Raw genomic sequence first — 19,355 nt, 5'->3', positions numbered from 1 at the left:
TCCTCCGCGGGCGTGCTTCTGTCAAGTCCCGGCTTTTCGCCGTAGTGCGTCAATTGCAGTCTTTCCCGCAGCTCGTGCGGATGCAGCCTGCCAGGGATTCGAGCGCGGCGACCGCGTCGGTCGTCGCCTCCATCGGGCAAGCCATGACGGCGCAGCCATCGAAGTCGCTCTGCGAAGGCGAGAGACAACCCGCGTCGCGCGCGCAGCCCCACAGCGCATCACAGGGCGTCCCTTCCTCGCACGCGAGCGCAGCGGCGCAACACTGGTCGTACACGCAGGCGTCACACGCGGTCGTGCCCATGTTCGGCGCGCACGTCGTCGCGCCACCACCCTGGCCGCCCGCTCCGCCCTGACCACCTTCGCCGCCCTCGCCGCCATCACCGCCCGCTCCGCCGTTGCCCCCGCTGCCGCCTTCACCCCCGGCGCCGCTCGCGCCGGGGAACAGCGGGCCTTCCTCCTCGGAGCCGCATCCGTAGGGAAGGGCGATCAGGAGGGCAATACCGACGAAGCGCCACGCTGCCGCGCCGCGCCCGCGGGCGATCGTCTGGGGCCTCATCACGACGTCTTCGCCCTTCGAGCGAGCCGAGCCGCGAGCGCGGCGAAGAGCCCGAGGCCCACGAGCGACAAGCCGCGCTGCTCCGCAGGCGCGAGCGAGCAGCCGCCGCGGTACTCGACCGTCTCGGGCGCCGCAGGGGCGACGCCGCCGTCGGTCGTGCCCGCGTCCGGGTCCGACGTCGAGACGCAGTCGCCCGCCTGGCAAATGAGGCCCTCGGCGCAGTCCGTCGGGCCCTCGTTGATCTGGCCGTCGCAGTTGTCGTCGGCGTCGTTGCACAGCTCGGGCTGGCCCGGCGCGGCCTCCGCGTTCGTGTCGTCGCAGTCGGTCCCGTTGCAGAGGATCGACGGATGGCCGTCATTGTCGAAGTCGGGGCACACGACGTTCTGATCGTCGAACTCGTTCGTCCCCTGATCGCCGCTACCTGTCGAGCAGCCCATCGGCGACGGACCGCCGTTCACCTCGATGACGCCCACCGGCGGCGCCGAGACGGTGCTCGCGTGGATCCGCACGATGCCGCCGCCGCCCGAGCCGCCGACGCCCATCGTGCCGATCCCGCCGGCGCCGCCGTTCGCCGTGATCTTCGCCTTCGGCAGCCATTCGATGACGAAGGCGTCGAGGATCACGTGGCCGCCCGCGCCGCCGCCCGCGCCGATGCCGCTGAGCACGTTGCCGTTCGCGCCGTTCGCTACGATATGGCCGTTGAGCGCGATGCGCGCGGCCTCGAGCCAGATCCCGCCGCCGCCGTTGCCGCCGACCGCGCCCGAGTTGGGCGTCGAGCTGCTCGAGCCGCCCGCGCTGCCGATGCCGAGGATCGTGGGCGTGCCGTAGGGCGCGCCGCCGAGGCCGAAGGGGCCGCCGCAGTCGGGCGCCTGGGTCGTGCCATCACCGCCGCCACCGAAGTACGCGCCGCCGCCGCCCGGGCTCGTGCCGTTCACCTGACCGCCGCCCATGCCTTCGCCGGGCATGCCCATCTTGCCGGGGTGACCCGAGCCCGTGCCGTCGATCATCCCGTCCGACTCGACGATGATGCGGTTGGCGCGGATGTGGAGCATCCCCGTCCCCGTGGGCGCGTTCGGGGAGAGCACGCGAAGCACGCCGCCGCTCTTGATGGTCAGGATGTTCAAGTTGTTCACCTTGTCGCCGGGCAGCGTCGCGGTCGCGCCGGGCTCCACGGTGAGCGACGGCGACGTCTCGGCCTCGGAGGCGCTCGTGGTGAGCAGGATGAGCGCGGCGGGGACGAGGGCAGGGGCGAACGAAGCAAGAGTGCGGCTTGGGCGCATGTTCATGGAGAAGGCCTCGGCGGTTTTTTGGCCGGCGCGGCGGAAGAGACGGCCGGCGCCGGGGAAGAGGGGAGGGCGGAGGGCGCGCTCGTGGCGCTCGCCGACGGGAGGGCCGAAGGCGACGCGTCGGGCGCAGAAGAGCCAGCAGGAGCCGCGTCCGCGTCGGGCTCCTCGAGCCCCGCGTCGGTCACGGGAGGCTCCTCGTTCGCCGTCGACGCAGGCTCGATACGCGGGCGCGAGGTGCGCGGCGGCGCGGACACGGTGACGCGAGGTTTGTCGGCGGACGGCAACGAAGACGCGTCGGCCGACGCGCTCGCCGAAGGGAGCGCGCTCGGGGCGCGCGGGTCGCCGCCGTCGTAAAGCGCGAGGCGCACGAGCAGCGCGACCGTCACCGCGACGACGGCCATGCCGAGGATCACTTGCCCGCGCTTGCGTTCGGCCGGCAACGACTCCTGGGCGGGCGGCGTCTCGTGGTGGATCGACGAAGCCGAGGCGCGGCCCGGCGCGCTCGGCGCGGTGGCGCGAGGTGGCTCGATCGCGGGCGCGAGCGCCTCGGCGAGGGCCTCGCCGAACGCCGCGCAGCTCTCGAAGCGATCACGCGGCGCCTTGGCCATCGCCATGGCGAAGACGTCGTCCACGGCGGCGGGCAGGCCGCGGCGCGCGGCGATCCGGTTCGGCGGATCCCGGGCGATCCGCGCGGCGACCTCGACGGCGTCGTCACCGGGGAAGGCGCGCTCGCCGCAGAGGCCCTCGTAGAGCGACGCCGCGAGGGAGAACTGATCACTCGCGGACGAGAAGTTCTTCCCGCCGAACGTCTCGGGCGCGCTGTAGGCGGGGGTGCCCATGAGGCCGCCTGCGTGCGTGAGCGTCGAGTCGGGGATGCGGGCGATGCCGAAGTCGGCGATCTTTCCGCCGGTGCGCGAGAGGATGATGTTCTCGGGCTTGATGTCGCGGTGGAGGATGCTCTCGCCGTGGGCGAACGTGAGCGCGCTCCCGAGCTCGCGCGCGAGCCGCGCGGCCTCGCCGGCGGACATCGGGCCGGCCTTGAGGCGTTGCTTGAGCGTCGGGCCTTCGACGTACTCGAACACGAGGTAGAGCCCGAGCCGCGGGTCCTCGCCCATGTCGTGCAGCGTGACGAGGTTCGGGTGGGCCACGCGCGCCGCGGCGCGGGCCTCGTGGCGCATGCGGGCGAGCAGCCCCTCGCGCACGTCGCGCGGGATCAGGAGATCGTCGCGCAGGAGCTTCACGGCCACGTCGCGGCCGAGCACGGGATCGTGGGCGCAGAGCACGCGCCCCATGGCACCTTCACCGACGAGGCGCAAGACCTCGTAGCGCCCGATGATCCTGGGCAGCTCGAGATCGGGCTGGGAGGGATGGGGCTCGGGCACGCGTTCGTCGGTTTTAGCTGCCATGCGGGGGTGAGGGAAGGGCGGATACGCTTCGAGCGACGAACAGATCGAGGCTCGCGCCGAGCGTCCAGTGAAGCAGGAAGGGCCCGAGCATCGAGCGACTTCGGAGGGCGAGGGCGCCGAAGAGCAGGCCACCCGGGAGGGTCAGGAGGACCTCCAGGGCGGGCTTGCCGACGTGCACGAGGGTGAAGGGTACGAGGTGCAGCACCACAGCGGCCGGACCTCCGAGATCCCGCGCGAGGCCCACGACGAGCAGGCCCCGAAAGAAGAACTCCCAGGCGAAAAACGCGGCGCCCCACATGCCGATCCACCCGATCCACCCGAAGACCCCGGAGATCCCCGCGGTGTGGGTCCTGTAGTGCGCGGCGACCCCGGGCGCGCGGGAGAGGACGGCGGCGCCGATCACCACGAGGGGCAAGAGCGCGAGCGTGGGCGCCGCCCAGCGCCGCAGCTCGCCGATCCCGAGCCCGAGGTCCGCGGGCCGCTGCCCGAGCCCGAGCCGGGCGAGGACGAGGGGGAAGACGAGCAGGAGGATCACGTGGGCCAGGACCCAGCCGGCTTGCCGCTGGATCCGCGGGTCGAGGAGCGTCCCGAGCGGTCGGACGAGCGCGCCGCCGAGGGCCGAACCTTCGAAGCGCAGGAGGGCGAGCAGCGCGCACGCGACGGCGAAGGCGAGCACCCCGCGCGAGAGCGACGACGGTCGCGAGGTCGTGCCGGCGCCCTGCATCCCGTGGCATCGTAGCAGGTCCTCGTGATTCCTTGGTTCACGTTTCCGACACTTCCGTTTGGGCTCCAAGCATTTGGTCTCCTGCTCACGCTCTCGGTGATCGTGAACCACCTCGTGATGGTGCGTCGCGCCCGCCTGCTCGGGCTCGGCTCGAAGGGGGCGATCGAGGCGCTGGCGATCGGCACGGTGATCGCTGCGATCGTCGGCGCGTACGGCGTGGGTCGGCTCGTGGGTGGGGGCGGGACGCTCTCGTCGGCGGGTGGTTGCCTCGGCGGGCTCGTGGGCCTCGTGCTGCTCGCGCGGGCGCTCCGCATGCCCGTGCTCGGCGCGTCCGACGCGATCGCGTTCGCCTTTCCGTTTGGGTGGTTCTTCGCCCGCGCGGCCTGCGCGTTCGCGCACGATCATCCCGGCCGGCTCTCCACGTCCTTTTTCGCCGTGCGATACCCGGGCGGCGCGCGCTTCGATCTCGGCTTGCTCGAGTGGATGGCGACGCCGCTGCTCGTCGGGCTCGTGGTCGTCGTGTCGCGCCGCGCGGCGAGGCCGGGCGTGGTGACGGGTGTGCTCGCGCTGGCGTACGGAGCGCTCCGTTTCGGGCTGGATTTCCTGCGCGCCGAGGACTTCGGCCGCGGGCCGGATCCGAGGTGGCTCGGGCTCACGGCGGCGCAGGGGGTTTGCCTCGGGGTGTTGATCCCGGCGGGGCTTGTCTTGCTCGTGTCGGAGAGTGCGCGGAGGGAGCCGGTCACCCGTCGAGCCAGCTCTTGATTTCTGGGTACGCGACGAGGGCTGCGCGGCACTCGGGGGAGAGGTAGATGGAGAGGAAATCCTCCGCGACCCTGCTCTCCGCGACGCGGAGGATCGCAGCGAAGACGCTCACCTGGGGGTACTCGCACAGCGCTCGTTGCGTCTCCAGCGCCGACGCAAAATCGCCTCTCTTGCAAGCGTTCGCGTAGCGCACGATCAAGCCATCGACAGCGGCCCAGGCGATGACGCGGCTTCGTTCCAGAGGGCCGCGGTCGAGCCCGAACACGGGGATGCTGTTCTCTCCTTTGTCCGTGAGGGGAACGAACTTGCCGATCGGCGTCAGGACGAGGTGGTCCAGCGGATCGTCCTCCGTCGGGTTGATCAGGAGCGGCTGTCCGTGCTTGCGCGGAAAACGATCTCGCTTGTGGTTGCTGTTGCAGGCGCTGCACGCGAGCAGGAGGTTGCTCCAGTCGAAGGCGCGGCAGGGAGCCTGCTTCTGCGGCCAGAAGTGCTCGATGTCCGTGCCCTCGTTGCTCTCGCAGTACATGCAGCGCTCGACGCCGGGCGCCATCTCCTTCAGCGCCGCTCGGATTTCGTTGAACGTCGCTCCGGCCTTCTGTCTCCAGAGCCGCCTGGCCTCGTCCTTTCGAGCCTTCGCGAGCTTGCTGCGCGAGGGCGCCGAGCGACCTGCCTCCACGATCTTGACGGTTTGTTTCCACAGGATCCGCGTCGCGTGTTCGCTCAGCGGCTCCCTTCGCAACTTTCTCACCCCGACTCTCCCAGCTTGCGCAGCGTCTGCTGGACGAGGAAGCTCCCCGTCTTCGGCAGCAGCGCCGACAAGCGGTACATCTCCTCCTTCTCGTCGGGAGTTGCGTGACCACGCATCATTTTCGCCTGGAGCTTCGCCACGCGGCTGCGTAGCGCCTCGGCCTCATCCGAGTGGGCACGCTCGAGCCCGAACAACGCCGTCATGACGGCGTCGTCGACATCGCCGTAGACAACCGTGTTGTACAGGTCTTCGGAGACGTGCTCGACGCGCTCTCCCGAGCCGGGCACGGGCAAGCGGATGAGGCCCTTCGGATCGGCCGCCTGGCAGACGAAGGGGCTGTGCGTCGTGACGATGAACTGAACGTTCGGGAAGTGCTCCTTGAGCCAGAACCCGATCCGCTGTTGCCAGGAGACGTGGAGGTGAGCGTCGACCTCGTCGATGAGGACGATTCCTTGGTGGGCGACCTGAACCACGTGTTTGCCGTCGACCTCGCGGCGCGAGATGTCGAGCCTTTCGCCGAAGCGACGATACATCTGCCGGACGATGTCGAAGACAAGGGCGATCGCCGCTCGGTAACCATCGCTGAGGCTGCGGAGCGTGAGGGTGACGCCGTCTCGTTTCACCAGCAGCCCGCGCTGCATGTCGAGGGAGATCACGGAGGAGCCAGGAGGGAGAAGACCGTCATCGAGCAGCGAAAGGACGTTCTCGTAAACCAAAGCATGCTTGCGCGCGTCATCGAGCAACGTTTTGGCCTCTGCTTCGCTCGTCCTGCTTGCGCGATCTTGCAGATCGAGCCGGATCGCGTGGATGTCCTTCAGCCAGTGGATCGACTCTGCCAGCGTGACGTCCTCGTCGAAGAGACTCGCAAGCCCTGCCTGCATCTGGGGCCCTGGCTGCTTGTAGTCGTCGCGAAAACCAAGTCGGCGGAGGGGGCCGTATGCCGCAATGAACCATCCAGAGGGATTATTGTCCCAGGGACCGCGGTATCGATGTGGCTCGGGTGGGTACTCGGACAGGGATGGGACGAGGAGGACGACGTCTTGTGGCGTCCAGAGGAAAGGCTCGCCGTCTCCTGAAGACATCTCCCACGAGAGCCCGGTCCAGAAATGCGTGCGTTCGTCGCGGTAGGCCTCGTCGTCACCGATCCAATCGCCAACGCTGCACTCCAGCTCCGTCGTGATCTGCGCCTTGCGTTGGCTGGTCCGGACCCAATCGACAAAGCTCTTCTGCAAGCTCCTCGCGACGTCCGGCCCCGCCACGGCCAGCGCGATCGCCTTCAGCAGCGTCGACTTTCCCGTCCCATTCCGCCCGGCGAGCACCGTCCAGCCGGCCAGCGACCCATCCGGCCGCGTCAGGTCGAGCTCGACCCGGTCGAAGCAGCGGATGTTCTCGATGAGGATCTTGCGGATGTACATCTGCTTCCGTCACTTCATGGGCTCAGCCAGGCTCGTTCGCTAGCAACATCGCGCCCCCGGGCAGGTGTCAACCCATCTTCGCCCGGGCGAGCACCCTCAAGGCCACCCCGTCCCCGCCCGCAACGCTTGCCCCAGGAGCGAGCTCACCGCGTTCGCCACGAGCGCCCAGCCGAACGCCCTCTTCGCCGTGATGCCCGCTCTCCAGAAGTACGCCGCCTCCACGGCGACGGCGAACCCCTCCGCGAGCACCCCGTAGCCGAGGTAGTACCCGAGCTCGCCCAGCACGAAACGCCGATCCATCTGGATCGCCGCCACGTACATCCACCGCCACACGGCGGGCAGGACGAACCACACGATCGGGTGCGTGATCGCGCTTGCGCCGAACGCCACGCGTGGTCGCACGCCGAGGGCGCGTTGGTAGATCGGCACCTCGATCACCTGCGTCAGGACGAACGCGACGCCGTACCGGGCGAGCGCCTCCCCGGTCGACATCGTCGTCAGGTCGAGGCCTGGGCCGCGGACGCCGGGCGGAAGCCTTCGGCCCAGAGAAGCGCGCCCGCGGCGAGCTCGAGGTGGCCGTGGAAGAAGGCCAGGCGCAGGTAGCCGTCACGCGCCGCGCCGGGGCCGAAGAACGCCCAGCCGATGAGCCCGATCGCGCCGATCACCGAGAGCCACAGGACGAGCCCGCCGAGGTCCCCCGCGAGCGCACGGAAGCTCTGCCGGTACGAGCGCGGCGTCTTGCTCGGACGATCGTCCTCGGGCATGAGCCGCAACCACACGATGTAGTGCGTCGCCTGCGCGAAGGCGTAGAGCAGCACGAGCCGCGTGGCGAGCGGGCTCGTCGGATCGGGGCTCAAGCTCCACGCGAGGTAACGCATCCCGAGCCCCGTCCACGCCGCCTCCGCGCCCCCGCTCCACGCGAGCAGCGGCCCTGCGGCGCCGAGCAACATCGCCGCCGTCCCCGCCGCGAACAGCACGATCGGCGCGACGTGTTGCCGCGACTGCCGGGGCCGCCACGCCCACCAGATCACGACCGCGACGAGGTTGTGCAGGTGCGCGAAGGCGAGGTCGGCGAGCCAGCCCGCGTGTTGCGCCATCACGAAGAGCGCGCCCACGACGCCGAGACCGACGAGCCGCCGCGGCCACGACGTACGCGCCACGCAGAGCGCGAGGGCCGCGCCGACGAGGCCGCCGCGCACGCCGTAGCCGAGGCCCGCGGCGAGGATGCCCGCGCCGATCGCCGCGAGCACGAGTGGCCTTCGATGCAAGCCCGGCCGCGCCACGAGGTAACGCACGTCGGCGAGCACGTGCGGGATGCCCCAGACGAGCGGCCCGAGCACGAGCATCACCACGGGCAGCGTCGAGGCCAGGAAAAACGCGCAGACGATGAGGACCGAGCCGAGGACGGCGACGCGGCGCTCGCGATCGACGAGCAACGAGCGCGAGAGGAACGGGCCGAGCAGGCGCAGGCCGAGGCGGCGCAGGTGGTCGAGGCCCGCGAGCGGGGCGTCGAGCGGCGGCGCCGGGATCGCGCCGACCGAGCCGACCAGCCTGTGAAGCCGCCCTTGCCCTTGCATCGCCGGGTGTGTCTTCAGGTGGCGTGGACGTCGTGGTCGGCGGGGAGCGCGGGCCGCTCGCTCATGGCGCCGTCTTCGCCCGCGTCGGCGGGCGCCGGCGGCGGGGGAGGCGGCGGGCCGTCGTTGCCGAGGCACATGTCACGCGCGCCGAACCCGACGCCGATGACTGCGAAGAAACTCAAGCGCGACGCCATTCGCAGGAGAGAGGCCTTCATCGAGGAACCTTTCCACGGGCCAAAGGAAGCGCGGGTGCGCGGGCCCAGGCTGCACCCCCTCCGCTTATAGATGATTTCTGCCGACTCATGGAGTCCTCCACCGACGAACCGGTGCTCCGGGCTGGTTGTTCTAGGCTGGCGCGCACGGGGAGCGTAACCTTTGGCCGCGAGCCAACCCCGACCATGAAAGCCGGCACCAGGATCGGTGGAAAGTACCGCCTCGTGCGCCCCCTCGGGGAGGGCGGGATGGGCGTCGTATGGGCTGCGCAAAACGAGCTCACGGAGCGCGAGGTCGCGCTGAAGCTCATCCGCGGGGCCGACACCTCCGAGGACGCGCGCCTCAGGCTCCTCCGCGAAGCACGCGCCTGCGGCCGCATCGTCCACAGGAACGTGGTCGAGATCTACGACGTCGGACAGACCGACGCGGGTGATCCGTTCCTCGTGATGGAGATGCTGAGCGGCGAGACCGTGGCCGAGAAGCTCACGCGTGAGCGCAAGATCGCCCCCGCGGTCGCGCTGCGGATCGCCGCCGAGACGGCGCGTGGCCTCAAGGCGGCGCACGCGGCGCGTGTCATGCACCGCGACCTCAAGCCCTCGAACCTCTTCCTGCACGAGGAGCCCGGCGCCGAGGCCCCCGTGCTCAAGATCCTCGACTTCGGCGTCAGCAAGACCCTCCAGCAAGGCTCGGACTTCACGGCCACCGGCAAGACCATGGGCTCGCCCGCGTACATGAGCCCCGAGCAGGTCCGCGGGCTCAAGACCGTCGATCACCGCACCGACCTCTGGTCCGTCGGCGTGGTCCTCGCCGAGATGCTGAGCGGCCGCCGCGTCTTCCAGGGCCTCACCCCGTACGGCGCCGCCGCCGAGGTCCTCTCCGGCCGGATCCGCGGCCTCGCGGACCTCATGCCCGACGCGGATCCGAAGATCGCCGCCGTCGTCGACAGGTGCTTGCAGCGCGACGTGGACAAGCGGTTCGCCACCGCCGACGCGCTGCTCGAGGCCCTCACGCCGCTGCTCGGCGACGACCGGCCGGGCCTGCCGCCCGCGGCCGCGATCAAGGCAAAACCCGCGTCCATCGCGCCGGCGCCTCCGCCCTTGCCGGTGATCACCTCGACGGACGGCGGCGCCGATCTCGACGAAGCGACGCCGACGGACTTCGCGCCGCCGCCCATGATCGACGACAGCTCGGCGTACGCGGTGCCGCTCGACATGCGCGACACCGTGCGCCCTGCGCCGCTCAGCATGCCGCCGTCGGGCGCGCATGGCCTCCCGGTGCTCGGGCGTGACTCGGCCCCGCCGGACGACGCGGACCTGACACGCGCCGATCCGCTGCCGGCCGGGCTCGCCGCGGCCGCCGACGAGGCGTCGCCGCCGCCGTCCTCGGTCGCCTCGCAGGTCGTGCTCTGGGACGACTACCTGCGCAAGAAGGCCGAGAGCCCCGACGCGTCGCTCGCCACCGAGTCGTCCGAGCGTGACGCCGCCGCGTCGATCGAGGCGGCTTCCAGGGATCGGCGGGCCGTCTACGCCGCGCTGGGGTTCGTCGTCGTGGCGCTCGTGGCCTTCGCGACGGTCATGCTGGTGCGGTAGGCGTGATCAGCCCGCGCAGCCGGGGCACCTCTGGCGCACGAGCTCCTCGGCCTTGCGCAGCCGATCCTTCGCGCTCGCGCAGCGGGCGGCCTCCGCGCCCGCGAGGTCACAGAGGTGCGTGGCGGCGCGCTCCATCGAGTCGAGGGCGCGGCACGCCGTCGAACACGGGTCGGCCGAGACGGGCTTGGGCGCGGCGTCTGCCGGGCGCGCGGGCCCCTCGGCGCGTTTGGCTTCGGCCTCCGTTTTTCCCACGGCCTCGCCCGGCGGAGGCGCGTACGCCGTGGGCGCGGTCGGCGGCGTTGCGTAGGTCGGCTCCTCGACTGCTTGTTGCGCGACGGCGCCGCCTTGTGCTTCGTCGATCGGACCTGCCGTCATCCGCGTCGGGGCCACGCCGAGCGCGAGGTGCACCTCCTGTTCGGCTTGATCCAGCGCGGCCCAGGGGTCGTCTCCCGGGGCCTGCGTTCCGCTGTCTTCGGCCGGGGGCATGCTGCCTCCGCAGCCAAACGCGAGCATGGCGGCGGCGAACGAGGCCAGGGCGAGAGCGACGATCCGCGTGGCGCGGCAGGGCTTGCGTTTCATGGGAGGCTCCACGTTGGGACGTTCGGCGCGCTGGATTCGGCTCAGGGCTCTTGCGGCCTCTCGCGGGTGAACGCGCGTCTCGCCCGCGCCTTACAGACCCATCGCGCTCTTCGCGCCGGTCTCGTGTAGCTCGAGCAGCTCCTTCAGGACGGGCTTGCCGGCGACCGTCCCCTCGGACTTCACGAACCCCGTGATCGGCACGGCTGGATGGCGGAACGTCCTGGCCTTCGTGGTGACGCCGAGCGCGGCGCGCTCCACGTCCTGCACGAAGCAGCCCTTGAACGAGCCGCCGTGGACCTTCACGTCCGCGCGTTCGGCCTTGTCGAGCTCCGGCAGCTCGAGGACGCCGACGTACTCCTCGATCACGTCGCCGGCCGTGTTGATCGTCGGCCCTGCGTACTCCTGCGCGGGCGCGTCGCCGGCCTTCACGCGCAGCTTGCGCACGGCGCTCTTGTCGAGCTTCTTCCGCGCGCCCTCTTCCAGGAGGAGCTGGACGACCTTCGTGCCGCTCGGCGTGTTCGACTCGATTTCGTACCAGAACGCCGTGTCTTCCTTGCCGACGATACGCACGATCATCTGCGAAGGCGGCTCGCCTTTGGGCTCGACGGACAGGCGGATCCACTGCCCCACGGCGGGCGGCGCGAGCGTGAAGCTCTCGGGCGCGGGGTACTCTTTCACCGGCCGCGTGGGCTTCTTCGGCCTGGGCGTCGCCTCGGGGGCCGTCGCCTGCGGGGCCGGATCCTGGGCCTGGGGCTCTGCTTTGCCCTGACAGCCGAGGGCGACGAGCGCGAAGAGGAGCGAGCCGAGGCGTTTCGGGATCCGCGTCATCGGGACGAAAGGAAGCACGACGCCGAAGGAATTGGCAAGCGAGACGGGCCTCGATACGCTCGCCCGCCATGTCCTCGCTGGTGATGTCCTTGCCCGATGGGTACGCGCTGCTCGGCGCTGAAGAGAAGCTCGAAGCGCTCTGGGCGCGCGTCTCGGAAGACCCGTACGCGGAGGGCGCGCTCCCGACGCGTGTGCCGGGCCCGTGGGGTCGGCGCAAGCTCTTCAGCACGGAATGGAACCGCGGCTCGTTCGAGCTCTCGGGCGACGAGCTGCCCGCGGATCGACCGAAGCTCGTCCACACGTACGGCGCGTGCGCGCGCGTGACGTTGAAGATCACGGCTCCGCACCCGTACACGGGCATCTTCGCGAAGGGCGGCGCCGCGCTCCTTCGATTCTCGGACGCGAAGGGGGGAGGGGCGTTTATGCCCTCGATCGCGCTGAAGTTCATGGTGAGCGGCAAGCCCTCGCAGAACTTGCTGGCGCTGCCGAACGACTATCGCGAGAAGGGCGACCTGCGATGCTTCTCGAGCGTCTATTGCAACGCGACGGTGCCGGCGAAGGAGCTCGATTCGAAGCTCGTGCAGGGCGCGTTCGAGAAGGCCGCGAAGGCGCTCGGCGGGACACGTCTCCACGCGGTGTACCTGCCGCTGCACCACCTGGCGGGCATGAGCGCGGACGGCGCGGCCGTGGAGAGCGCGGTCGTGCCCGATCGTGTCGAGTTCCACCCGACGGAAGAGGTGAAGCGCGCTTGCCCGGACGCCAGGGATTTTCGGGTCTCGCTGGGCCGGGTCCCGAGCGGGATCAAGCTCTTCGACGTGCGCGGCGCGGCGAAGATCGACACGAAGGCCGAGCCGATGGGAGAGGTCTGGCTGGAGAGCGGGTTCGTGGCGTCGCGGTATGGGGACGAGCGGCTGTTTTTTGCGCATGACGTCGGGCCGAAGGCGGCGACGCCGCATTGAGCTGCTCGGACTCCGTCGGTCGCGCGGTCGACGGCACACCCGAGCCACTCGGACTCCGTCGGCCGTGCGGTCGACCGCGCACCCGAGCCACTCGGACTCCCTCAGGTGCGAAGTCGATGATGCACTCGAGCTGCTCGGACTCCCTCAGGTGCGAAGTCGATGACGCACTTGAGCCGCTCGGACTCCGTCGAGTGCGTGGTGGATCACGCACCCGGGCAGGTCCGACTCCGTCGGGGGCCTCGTCGACCAGGCCCCCACGCGACTTTACCTCGTGCTGCGATGGGGTTCGTCACCCCGGCGGCCTCATCCCGAGCTGCCAGAACAGGAACGAATACACGTCCGTCGCCTCCTCGATCTTCTTCGAGATCGGCTTCCCCGCCCCGTGCCCGGCCTTGCCCTCGACCCGCAGCAGGATCGGCTTGTCCCCGCCCGCCTCCGCCTGCAGCAGCGCCGCCATCTTTCGCGCGTGTAGCGGATCCACCCGGCTGTCGCCCTCCGCCGTCGCGAAGAGCACCGCGGGGTAGGCCGCCCCCGGCTTCACGTTGTGGTACGGCGAATATGCGCGCAGCCACTCGAATTGCGCAGGATCCTCCGACGAGCCGTACTCCGGGATCCAGAGCTTCGCGATCAAGAACTTGTGGTAGCGCAGCATGTCGAGCAGCGGCACCGCGCACACCGCCGCCCGGAACAGCTCCGGCCGCTGCGTGATCGCCGCGCCCACGAGCAAACCCCCGTTCGAGCCGCCCATCACCGCCATTCGCTCGGACGACGTCACCCCGTCCGCCACGAGCTTCTCCGCGACCGCATACAGATCGTCGAACACGTTTTGCTTCGCGCCCAGCATCCCCGCGCGGTGCCACGCCTCGCCGTATTCGCCGCCGCCGCGCAGGTTCGCCACCGCCAGCACGCCGCCCTGCTCCAGCATCACGTACCGCGAGCCCGCGAACGCCGGCATCTGCGCGATGTTGAAGCCGCCATACCCCGTCAGCACCGCCGGCGCCTTGCCGTCCCGCGCCACGCCCTTTTTGTGCACCAGGAAGTACGGCACCATCGTCCCGTCCTTCGAACGCGCCTTCTCCTGCGTCACCACGAACTCGGACGCGTCCACGGGCGGCTGGATCTCGGCCCAGGTGTTCACCTTCTCGGTCGCGAGATCAAATCGCAAGATCGTGCCCGGCACGGCGAACGAGGTGAAACCGACAAACGCCTCGTGACCGTCCCACGCGCCGCTCACCCCGCCCGTCGTGCCCATCGTCGGCAGCGGGATCTCGCCCTTCGGCTCACCCGTCGCCGAGAACCGCCGCACCACCGAGCGCGCGTCGACGATGTACGTCGCGAAGATCTGCCCGCCGATCGAGGTCGCCGTCTGCAAGACGTCGCTCGTCGCCGGCAGGATCTTCTTCCAGTGCTCGCGCGCGGGCTTCTGCGGATCGACGCGGTAGAGCTCGTACGTCGGCGCGCCGTCGTTCGTACGGACGAGGAGGAAATCGTCGTACACGTCGACGTCGTAGATCGCGTTCTCCTTCGGCACCACGAGCGGGACGAACTTCGCCTTCGGCCCGGCCTTGTGATCGAGGAGGTACGCCTCGACCCGGCTCCAGCCCATGTGCACGCTGGCCACGAGCCAGCGGCCGTTCGGGGAGATGCTCACGCTCGGCGAGTCCGTCATCGCGCGGCCCTCGCCGAAGACGAGCGCGTCCTTCGCCCAGGGCTCTCCGATCCGATGCAGGTAGACCTTGCGGTGGTAGTGCTCTTCCCCGTCGGGCACGTCGCCCTTCTGCGGGAATCGCGTGTAATAAAATGATTTCCCGTCCGGCAGCCAGGCGACGGAGGCGTAACGCGCGCGCGGGATCACCTCGGTCTCGGGCAGGTCTTTGCCGGTCTCGACGTCCATCACGTGCAACGTGCTCTGCTCGTCGCCGCCCGAGGAGATCCCGTACGCGAGCTTCTTGCCGTCCCACGACGGCGCCCAGAAATCGAGCGAGACGAGCCCGTCTTTGCCGAGCGTGTTCGGGTCGACGAGCTTGTGATCCGCGCCGGTGACGCCGTCGCGCACGTAGAGCACGGGCTGATCCTCGGAGGGCGCCTGGCGCGTGGAGAAGTAGCGGCCTTTGCCCTTCTTCGCGCCGTAGACCGCAGGGCTGCCGACATGGCCGATCCGCAGGAGCGACTCGATGCGGCGCGTGAGCGCGGCGCGACCGGGCAGCGCGGAGAGGGCCTTCCCCGTGCGCTCGTTCTGCGCGGCTTGCCAGGCCTTCACCTCGGCGCTCTCGCCGTCCTCGAGCCAGCGATACGGGTCGTGGATCTCCTCGCCGTGCAGCGTCTCGACGACATCCTCGCGCCGCGTGGGCACGGGCGGCTCGCGGCGAGCGGGCGCGGACGCGGGCGCGGAGGAGGCCTCGCTCGGATGGGGATCGGCGGGCGGAGAAAGGGGAGGGGGAGGGTTGGTTCCAGAGCAGGCCATGGCGACGAGCAAGAGGGGCAGGAGCCAGCGGCTCGCGGGACGTTCGAGGGGGCGCACGGCAGCGCGCATCTTGGACCGCTCGCGCGCCGTCAGCACTTCAATTCCGCCGCCGGATCACGTAACCAGGAGACCATGCATCGCACCCTCGACGTCGTGACCTCGCTCGCCGCCTCCGTGGCGCGCCTCGGCGGAGGTTTACGTTCCGGGCACCGCGGCGAGCGTCCGGACAAGTTGCTCGAGCTCTACGAATTCGAGGCCTGCCCGTATTGCCGCAAGGTCCGCGAGGCCCTCAGCATCCTCGACCTCGAGGCGATCATCTACCCGTGCCCGCGCGGCGGGAGCCGCTTTCGCAAGGTCGTCGAGGCGCGCGGCGGAAAGCTCCTGTTCCCCTACCTCGTCGATCCGAACACCGACGTCGCGATGTACGAGTCGAACGACATCGTCGCGTACCTCTTCCGCGTCTACGGCGACGGCGAGGTGCCGCTGCACCTGCGTCTCGGGCCGCTCACGAACGCGACGGCGATGATGGCGTCGGCGCTGCGCCCGGGGTTCGGCGCGTTCGCGCGGCCGTCGCGCGCGCCCGAGCAGCCGCTCGAGCTCTGGAGCTTCGAGGCCTCGCCGTTCTGCCGCATCGTGCGGGAGGTCCTCTCCAGCCTGGAGATCCCGTACCGGCTGCACAACGTGGCGAAGGGCAGCCCGAGCCGTCAGGCGTTCCTCGCGCGCTCGGGCAAGATGCAGGTGCCCTTCCTCCACGACCCGAACACGGGCGCGGACATGTTCGAGTCGGCGGACATCGCGGACTACCTGCGGAGGACGTACGAAATCCGCTGACGACACGGACAAACCGCCGCCGCTCGGCCCTGCGATCGGGCCGAAATCGACGCTTTACCTGGTGGTCTCGTTCCGCCACCCGGACGGGCTCGTGGGGACGTTCGACCTCGAGGGCTACGAGAAGAAGCTGCTCGCGCGCGGCGACTTCAAGCCGAAGAAGATCGACGATCCGGCGCTCCTGCCGCACCTCAACATCCACGTGCGCGACGGGCGCCTCCTGCGCGCCTACGAGCCCACGGGCAAGCTCGCGAACCTCTTCGATCCCCGCGCGACGTGGCTCTTCGAGCGCGCGCCGAAGAGGGCGAAGGCCGAGGCCGAGCCGGGCAAGAGCGACGCGGACAGAGGCGACAAGGAGCCCCGCAAGGAGAAGACCGGCGGGATGCCCTGCAAGATCACCACGCCGCCGCGGCTCTTCGTGATCGAGACGGGGTACGTGTTCGTGGTGCTCGGCATCAAGCCGACGACGCCCACGATGACGGCGTTCCAGGACCTCTACGCGGCCGTCGTGCGCCGCGGCATGACGCACCTCCTGCCGGAGAACATGCCTCGCAAGAAGGCGGGCAAGGACGGCGAGATGAAGCCGCACCCGCTCGTCGTGATGGGCGAGGAGGGCGGGATCGAGGACACGACGATCCGGCACTGGCTCAAGCTCTTCATCCCGGAGGTGATGCTCGACGCGCCGATCGGGAGCTGGCCGAACCCGATGAGCGTGAACGTGCTCTTCACGGAGGGCTTGCCCGACGCGGGGGCGCGGCATCGGCTCCGGCTCGCGCACGGCAGCGATCAGCCGATCGATCCCTCGGCGGCCGACTGCCGGATCGAGAACCACCCCGCGATGTGGGAGCCGTCGGCGCGCGAGCTCTGCGTGTTCTCGCCGGTCGGCGTGACCTGGATGATCTGGCCGATCGAAGCGAGGGGCCTGCTCTCGCAGTTCGACTCGATGATGCTCGAGCGGTACCTCTACAAGTGGATCATGGTCGAGCACGAGCGCCTCTTCTTGCTCGAGCTCTCCTCGGCGTGCGCGAGCATGTCGAACCGCCCCGACGGCCGCATCTTCGGGCGCCTGCGCCTCGCGTTGCTCCAGTACACGGCGAAGTTCAGCTTCGGCCACATCAGCTCGGAGGAGCGCCACGACCGCTTCTACTGCGGCCTGCGCGGCGCGCTCGACATCACCGGGCTCTTCGAGGAGGTGAAGGGCGAGATCACCGAGATCGACGAGTACCTCTCGGACAAACGCGCCGATCTCCTGAACCAGGTCCTCGCCTTCTTGACCCTCGTGCTCACGCCGGTCGGCCTCGTGATCGGCATCTTCGAGCGCGAGACGCTGCCCGCCTTCGATTTCGCCCTGAAAGACCTCGTCTCCGCCGAGACGGCGTGGGCGACGTGGAGCAAGCTCGTCTTGCACGTCCCCTTGTGGCTGACCGCGCTCTCGGCCGTCGTCGGCTTCGTCCTGTTCACGCGCCTGCTCGGCATGAACACGGTGCGTGGCCTGGTCCGGCGGATCAAGAACCCGGACGACGAGGACGCGTAGGGCGCTTCAGCGCGTGTTCAATGCGGCGAAGAAGGCGTCGAGTTTGTTCGCGTCGAGGTCGCCGCCCGTGCGAACGCCGTTGCAGAGGTCCACGCCGAAGGGGCGCACGGTGCGGATCGCGGCGGCGAGGTTCTCCGGCTTGAGCCCGCCGGCGAGGTAGACCGGCAGGCGCACGCGCTCGCAGAGGCGCGCGCTGATCTGCCAATCGTGCGTGCGGCCCGTCCCGCCGAGCTCCTTCACCGGCAGGTTCGGGTTGCCCGAGTCGAGCAGGACCGCGTCGACCTTGCCTTCGAGCCCGATCGCCTCGTCGATCGCCTCCTCGCCCATCACGTGTACGGCCTGCACGATCCCGATGCCGGGCATCGCCGCGCGGAGCTCTTCGTACGTGCCGGACTCGAGCCGATCGAGGATCTGCACCACGCTCGTGCGTACGCGCCGCTGCTGCTCGATGATGGCGCCCGCGTCCTGGTGGCTCGTGAGGAGGAAGGTGGCGACGCCGGGCGGGACCTTCGCCGCGATGGCCGCGATCTGCGCCTCGTCGATCGCGCCCGGCCCGCTCGGGACCGGGCCCACGAGGCCGAGGGCGGAGGCGCCCGCGCGAATGGCCATCCACGCCTCTTCCTCGGAGGCGATGCAGCAAATCTTTACGCGCGGGAATGGTAAGGGCAGGGGGCGCATCGCGACATTGCGGGCCTTCCTTGCCCGCCGGCTCACCTCTACGCGGAAGCTTTGCCGATGTGAAGTTTTTTTCCGCTCGGCGCTCACGCCCCCGCGATTGCGTCGCCGCGGAGACGAGGGGCCCGCGGCCCCGCGCGTGGATCGTTTTTCCACCTGGTGCGCCGATGATCCACCGCATTTCGAGAGCATTCCGGATGGTTTACCGACCAGAGACCCGCGAAAGGGCTCGGCACGCCGCGTGCTGGAGAGGCTGGCATGGACGCTCGCCCGACCCAATTCCGTGTTCTCGCTCTCGCCGCTGCCCTCGCCGCCACGCCCATGTTCGCGGGCTGTATTGCCGAAGCGCCTCCCGAGGAGCTCGCCGGTGAGGCCGAGGCCGTGGAATCCCCCGAGCCCACCGATACGGTGGACGAAGCCGTGGCCGGCAGCACCGTCGCGCAAGCCGCGGCGTCGAGCTGCTCGACGACGAGCGTCAAGAAGCTCTCGCTCCAGATCATCGCGGAGGCGCGGTGCCTCAATCCGGACGCGTACGTGCCCATCACGAAGACGTCGAACGTGACGTTCGGCAGCGCGACGTTCGCGTACATCCAGAAGCCCGCGCGTGATCGGCTCGTCTCGGCGCTCAAGGCGAACCCGAGCAAGTCGCTGACGCTCAACTCGGCGCTCCGGACGGTCGCGCAGCAATACATGCTGTACAACTGGTACCAGAATGGCCGCTGCGGCATCAGCCTCGCCGCCAAGCCGGGCAACAGCAATCACCAGACGGGCCTCGCCCTCGACGTGAGCCAGTACAGCTCGTGGAAGACCATTCTGCAGAACAAGGGCTTCAAGTGGCTCGGGTCGAACGACCCGGTGCATTTCGATTACGCGGGCTCGGGCGCGGTGAACTACAAGGGCCTCGACGTGAAGGCATTCCAGCGGCTGTGGAACCGCAACAACCCGGGCGACACGATCTCGGTCGACGGCGTGTGGGGTCCGCAGACGGAGGCGCGCATGAAGAAGTCGCCCGCGGGCGGCTTCGCGAAGGGCGCGACGTGCGGGACGGCGATCGTGTACGACGGGCCGGAAGGCCACATCGACGGCGTGGACGAGGCATTCGATCGTGATCCGAACGACGCGGAGTTCTTCGTGCCGCTGCCGATCGACGCCGCCGAGGCGCAGCCGGAGCTCGAGCACGAGTCCTGCTCGGAGCACGCGCACTGAGGTTCG

At 69.9% G+C, this 19,355-nt stretch carries 19 protein-coding genes; 6 read left to right on the top strand and 13 right to left on the bottom strand.

What is annotated here, in order from left to right:
- Window positions 1-49 precede the first annotated feature (49 nt).
- The 4 genes from GF068_RS44120 to GF068_RS02855 are packed head-to-tail and all read right to left on the bottom strand — an operon-like array spanning window position 50 to window position 3,972.
- Window positions 50-559 (bottom strand): hypothetical protein, encoded by a 510-nt coding sequence (locus tag GF068_RS44120; protein ID WP_206079387.1) that lies wholly within the window; start codon window positions 557-559, stop codon window positions 50-52.
- The gene (locus tag GF068_RS02865) at window positions 556-1,842 is read right to left on the bottom strand and encodes a putative metal-binding motif-containing protein (RefSeq protein WP_153817728.1); all 1,287 of its coding nucleotides are present in this window, start codon (window positions 1,840-1,842) and stop codon (window positions 556-558) included. Before GF068_RS02865 ends, GF068_RS44120 begins: the two co-directional genes overlap by 4 nt.
- Entirely contained in the window at window positions 1,839-3,224 is a 1,386-nt protein-coding gene (locus GF068_RS02860) for a serine/threonine-protein kinase (RefSeq protein WP_338046184.1), read from the bottom strand. The genes GF068_RS02865 and GF068_RS02860 overlap by 4 nt, the downstream gene beginning before the upstream one ends.
- 13 nt (window positions 3,225-3,237) lie before the next feature.
- The gene (locus GF068_RS02855; protein WP_153817726.1) at window positions 3,238-3,972 is read right to left on the bottom strand and encodes a CPBP family intramembrane glutamic endopeptidase; all 735 of its coding nucleotides are present in this window, start codon (window positions 3,970-3,972) and stop codon (window positions 3,238-3,240) included.
- 24 nt (window positions 3,973-3,996) lie between these two features.
- On the opposite strand from GF068_RS02855, the gene GF068_RS02850 reads away from it, so the two are divergent.
- On the top strand, window positions 3,997-4,734 hold the full coding sequence (locus GF068_RS02850) for a prolipoprotein diacylglyceryl transferase family protein (protein ID WP_153817725.1): 738 nt from the start codon (window positions 3,997-3,999) through the stop codon (window positions 4,732-4,734).
- On the opposite strand, the gene GF068_RS02845 is transcribed toward GF068_RS02850, so the two are convergent.
- From GF068_RS02845 to GF068_RS02825, 5 genes are all read right to left on the bottom strand, one after another.
- Window positions 4,712-5,482: an HNH endonuclease gene (locus GF068_RS02845; protein ID WP_153817724.1), complete on the bottom strand. Its 771-nt coding sequence runs from the start codon at window positions 5,480-5,482 to the stop codon at window positions 4,712-4,714. The genes GF068_RS02850 and GF068_RS02845 overlap by 23 nt on opposite strands.
- Window positions 5,479-6,897 (bottom strand): AAA family ATPase, encoded by a 1,419-nt coding sequence (locus GF068_RS02840; protein ID WP_153817723.1) that lies wholly within the window; start codon window positions 6,895-6,897, stop codon window positions 5,479-5,481. Before GF068_RS02840 ends, GF068_RS02845 begins: the two co-directional genes overlap by 4 nt.
- Before the next feature lie 96 nt (window positions 6,898-6,993).
- Window positions 6,994-7,389 carry a hypothetical protein gene (locus GF068_RS02835; protein ID WP_153817722.1) on the bottom strand — a complete coding sequence of 132 codons (396 nt, stop codon included), beginning with the start codon at window positions 7,387-7,389 and terminating at the stop codon, window positions 6,994-6,996.
- A gap of 5 nt (window positions 7,390-7,394) precedes the next feature.
- A complete protein-coding gene (locus GF068_RS02830; protein ID WP_153817721.1) occupies window positions 7,395-8,474 on the bottom strand; it encodes a hypothetical protein in 1,080 nt (359 codons plus the stop codon).
- Between the two features lie 14 nt (window positions 8,475-8,488).
- The gene (locus GF068_RS02825) at window positions 8,489-8,689 is read right to left on the bottom strand and encodes a hypothetical protein (protein WP_153817720.1); all 201 of its coding nucleotides are present in this window, start codon (window positions 8,687-8,689) and stop codon (window positions 8,489-8,491) included.
- A 183-nt stretch (window positions 8,690-8,872) separates the two neighbouring features.
- Here GF068_RS02825 and GF068_RS46040 point away from each other — a divergent pair, with 183 nt between their 5' ends.
- A complete protein-coding gene (locus tag GF068_RS46040; protein ID WP_275939056.1) occupies window positions 8,873-10,276 on the top strand; it encodes a serine/threonine-protein kinase in 1,404 nt (467 codons plus the stop codon).
- 6 nt (window positions 10,277-10,282) lie between these two features.
- Here the strand turns inward: GF068_RS46040 and GF068_RS02815 are convergent, their stop codons facing one another.
- Together GF068_RS02815 and GF068_RS02810 are read right to left on the bottom strand one after the other, a co-directional pair.
- On the bottom strand, window positions 10,283-10,855 hold the full coding sequence (locus GF068_RS02815) for a hypothetical protein (protein WP_153817719.1): 573 nt from the start codon (window positions 10,853-10,855) through the stop codon (window positions 10,283-10,285).
- 90 nt (window positions 10,856-10,945) lie between these two features.
- Window positions 10,946-11,683 carry a hypothetical protein gene (locus tag GF068_RS02810; RefSeq protein WP_153817718.1) on the bottom strand — a complete coding sequence of 246 codons (738 nt, stop codon included), beginning with the start codon at window positions 11,681-11,683 and terminating at the stop codon, window positions 10,946-10,948.
- A gap of 68 nt (window positions 11,684-11,751) precedes the next feature.
- On the opposite strand from GF068_RS02810, the gene GF068_RS02805 reads away from it, so the two are divergent.
- Entirely contained in the window at window positions 11,752-12,642 is an 891-nt protein-coding gene (locus GF068_RS02805; protein ID WP_153817717.1) for a hypothetical protein, read from the top strand.
- A 289-nt stretch (window positions 12,643-12,931) separates the two neighbouring features.
- Here GF068_RS02805 and GF068_RS02800 read toward each other — a convergent pair whose 3' ends face one another.
- Window positions 12,932-15,163 (bottom strand): prolyl oligopeptidase family serine peptidase, encoded by a 2,232-nt coding sequence (locus GF068_RS02800; RefSeq protein ID WP_206079386.1) that lies wholly within the window; start codon window positions 15,161-15,163, stop codon window positions 12,932-12,934.
- 75 nt (window positions 15,164-15,238) lie between these two features.
- Between GF068_RS02800 and GF068_RS02795 the strand changes: the two genes are divergently transcribed.
- Entirely contained in the window at window positions 15,239-15,937 is a 699-nt protein-coding gene (locus GF068_RS02795; RefSeq protein ID WP_153817716.1) for a glutathione S-transferase N-terminal domain-containing protein, read from the top strand.
- A 61-nt stretch (window positions 15,938-15,998) separates the two neighbouring features.
- The gene (locus GF068_RS02790) at window positions 15,999-17,468 is read left to right on the top strand and encodes a hypothetical protein (protein ID WP_153817715.1); all 1,470 of its coding nucleotides are present in this window, start codon (window positions 15,999-16,001) and stop codon (window positions 17,466-17,468) included.
- Between the two features lie 6 nt (window positions 17,469-17,474).
- Here GF068_RS02790 and GF068_RS02785 read toward each other — a convergent pair whose 3' ends face one another.
- A complete protein-coding gene (locus GF068_RS02785) occupies window positions 17,475-18,146 on the bottom strand; it encodes a phosphoribosylanthranilate isomerase (protein ID WP_153817714.1) in 672 nt (223 codons plus the stop codon).
- Between the two features lie 255 nt (window positions 18,147-18,401).
- On the opposite strand from GF068_RS02785, the gene GF068_RS02780 reads away from it, so the two are divergent.
- Window positions 18,402-19,349, top strand: coding sequence for a M15 family metallopeptidase (locus GF068_RS02780; protein WP_153817713.1), 948 nt, complete (start codon window positions 18,402-18,404; stop codon window positions 19,347-19,349).
- Window positions 19,350-19,355: the final 6 nt, after the last annotated feature.

The organism is Polyangium spumosum, from assembly GCF_009649845.1.
Taxonomy (GTDB): domain Bacteria; phylum Myxococcota_A; class Polyangia; order Polyangiales; family Polyangiaceae; genus Polyangium; species Polyangium spumosum.
Note: the sequence above shows the minus strand (reverse complement) of the source record. Positions and strands in the feature narration are given on the sequence as shown.

Bases quoted from the DNA above. Each gene is read 5' to 3' on its own strand.
- GF068_RS02865 (WP_153817728.1), bottom strand. From the start codon at position 1,842: ATGAACATGCGCCCAAGCCGCACTCTTGCTTCGTTCGCCCCTGCCCTC.
- GF068_RS02855 (WP_153817726.1), bottom strand. From the start codon at position 3,972: ATGCAGGGCGCCGGCACGACCTCGCGACCGTCGTCGCTCTCGCGCGGG.
- GF068_RS02840 (WP_153817723.1), bottom strand. From the start codon at position 6,897: ATGTACATCCGCAAGATCCTCATCGAGAACATCCGCTGCTTCGACCGG.
- GF068_RS02835 (WP_153817722.1), bottom strand. From the start codon at position 7,389: ATGTCGACCGGGGAGGCGCTCGCCCGGTACGGCGTCGCGTTCGTCCTG.
- GF068_RS02830 (WP_153817721.1), bottom strand. From the start codon at position 8,474: ATGCAAGGGCAAGGGCGGCTTCACAGGCTGGTCGGCTCGGTCGGCGCG.
- GF068_RS02825 (WP_153817720.1), bottom strand. From the start codon at position 8,689: ATGAAGGCCTCTCTCCTGCGAATGGCGTCGCGCTTGAGTTTCTTCGCA.
- GF068_RS46040 (WP_275939056.1), top strand. From the start codon at position 8,873: ATGAAAGCCGGCACCAGGATCGGTGGAAAGTACCGCCTCGTGCGCCCC.
- GF068_RS02815 (WP_153817719.1), bottom strand. From the start codon at position 10,855: ATGAAACGCAAGCCCTGCCGCGCCACGCGGATCGTCGCTCTCGCCCTG.
- GF068_RS02810 (WP_153817718.1), bottom strand. From the start codon at position 11,683: ATGACGCGGATCCCGAAACGCCTCGGCTCGCTCCTCTTCGCGCTCGTC.
- GF068_RS02805 (WP_153817717.1), top strand. From the start codon at position 11,752: ATGTCCTCGCTGGTGATGTCCTTGCCCGATGGGTACGCGCTGCTCGGC.
- GF068_RS02795 (WP_153817716.1), top strand. From the start codon at position 15,239: ATGCATCGCACCCTCGACGTCGTGACCTCGCTCGCCGCCTCCGTGGCG.
- GF068_RS02785 (WP_153817714.1), bottom strand. From the start codon at position 18,146: ATGCGCCCCCTGCCCTTACCATTCCCGCGCGTAAAGATTTGCTGCATC.
- GF068_RS02780 (WP_153817713.1), top strand. From the start codon at position 18,402: ATGGACGCTCGCCCGACCCAATTCCGTGTTCTCGCTCTCGCCGCTGCC.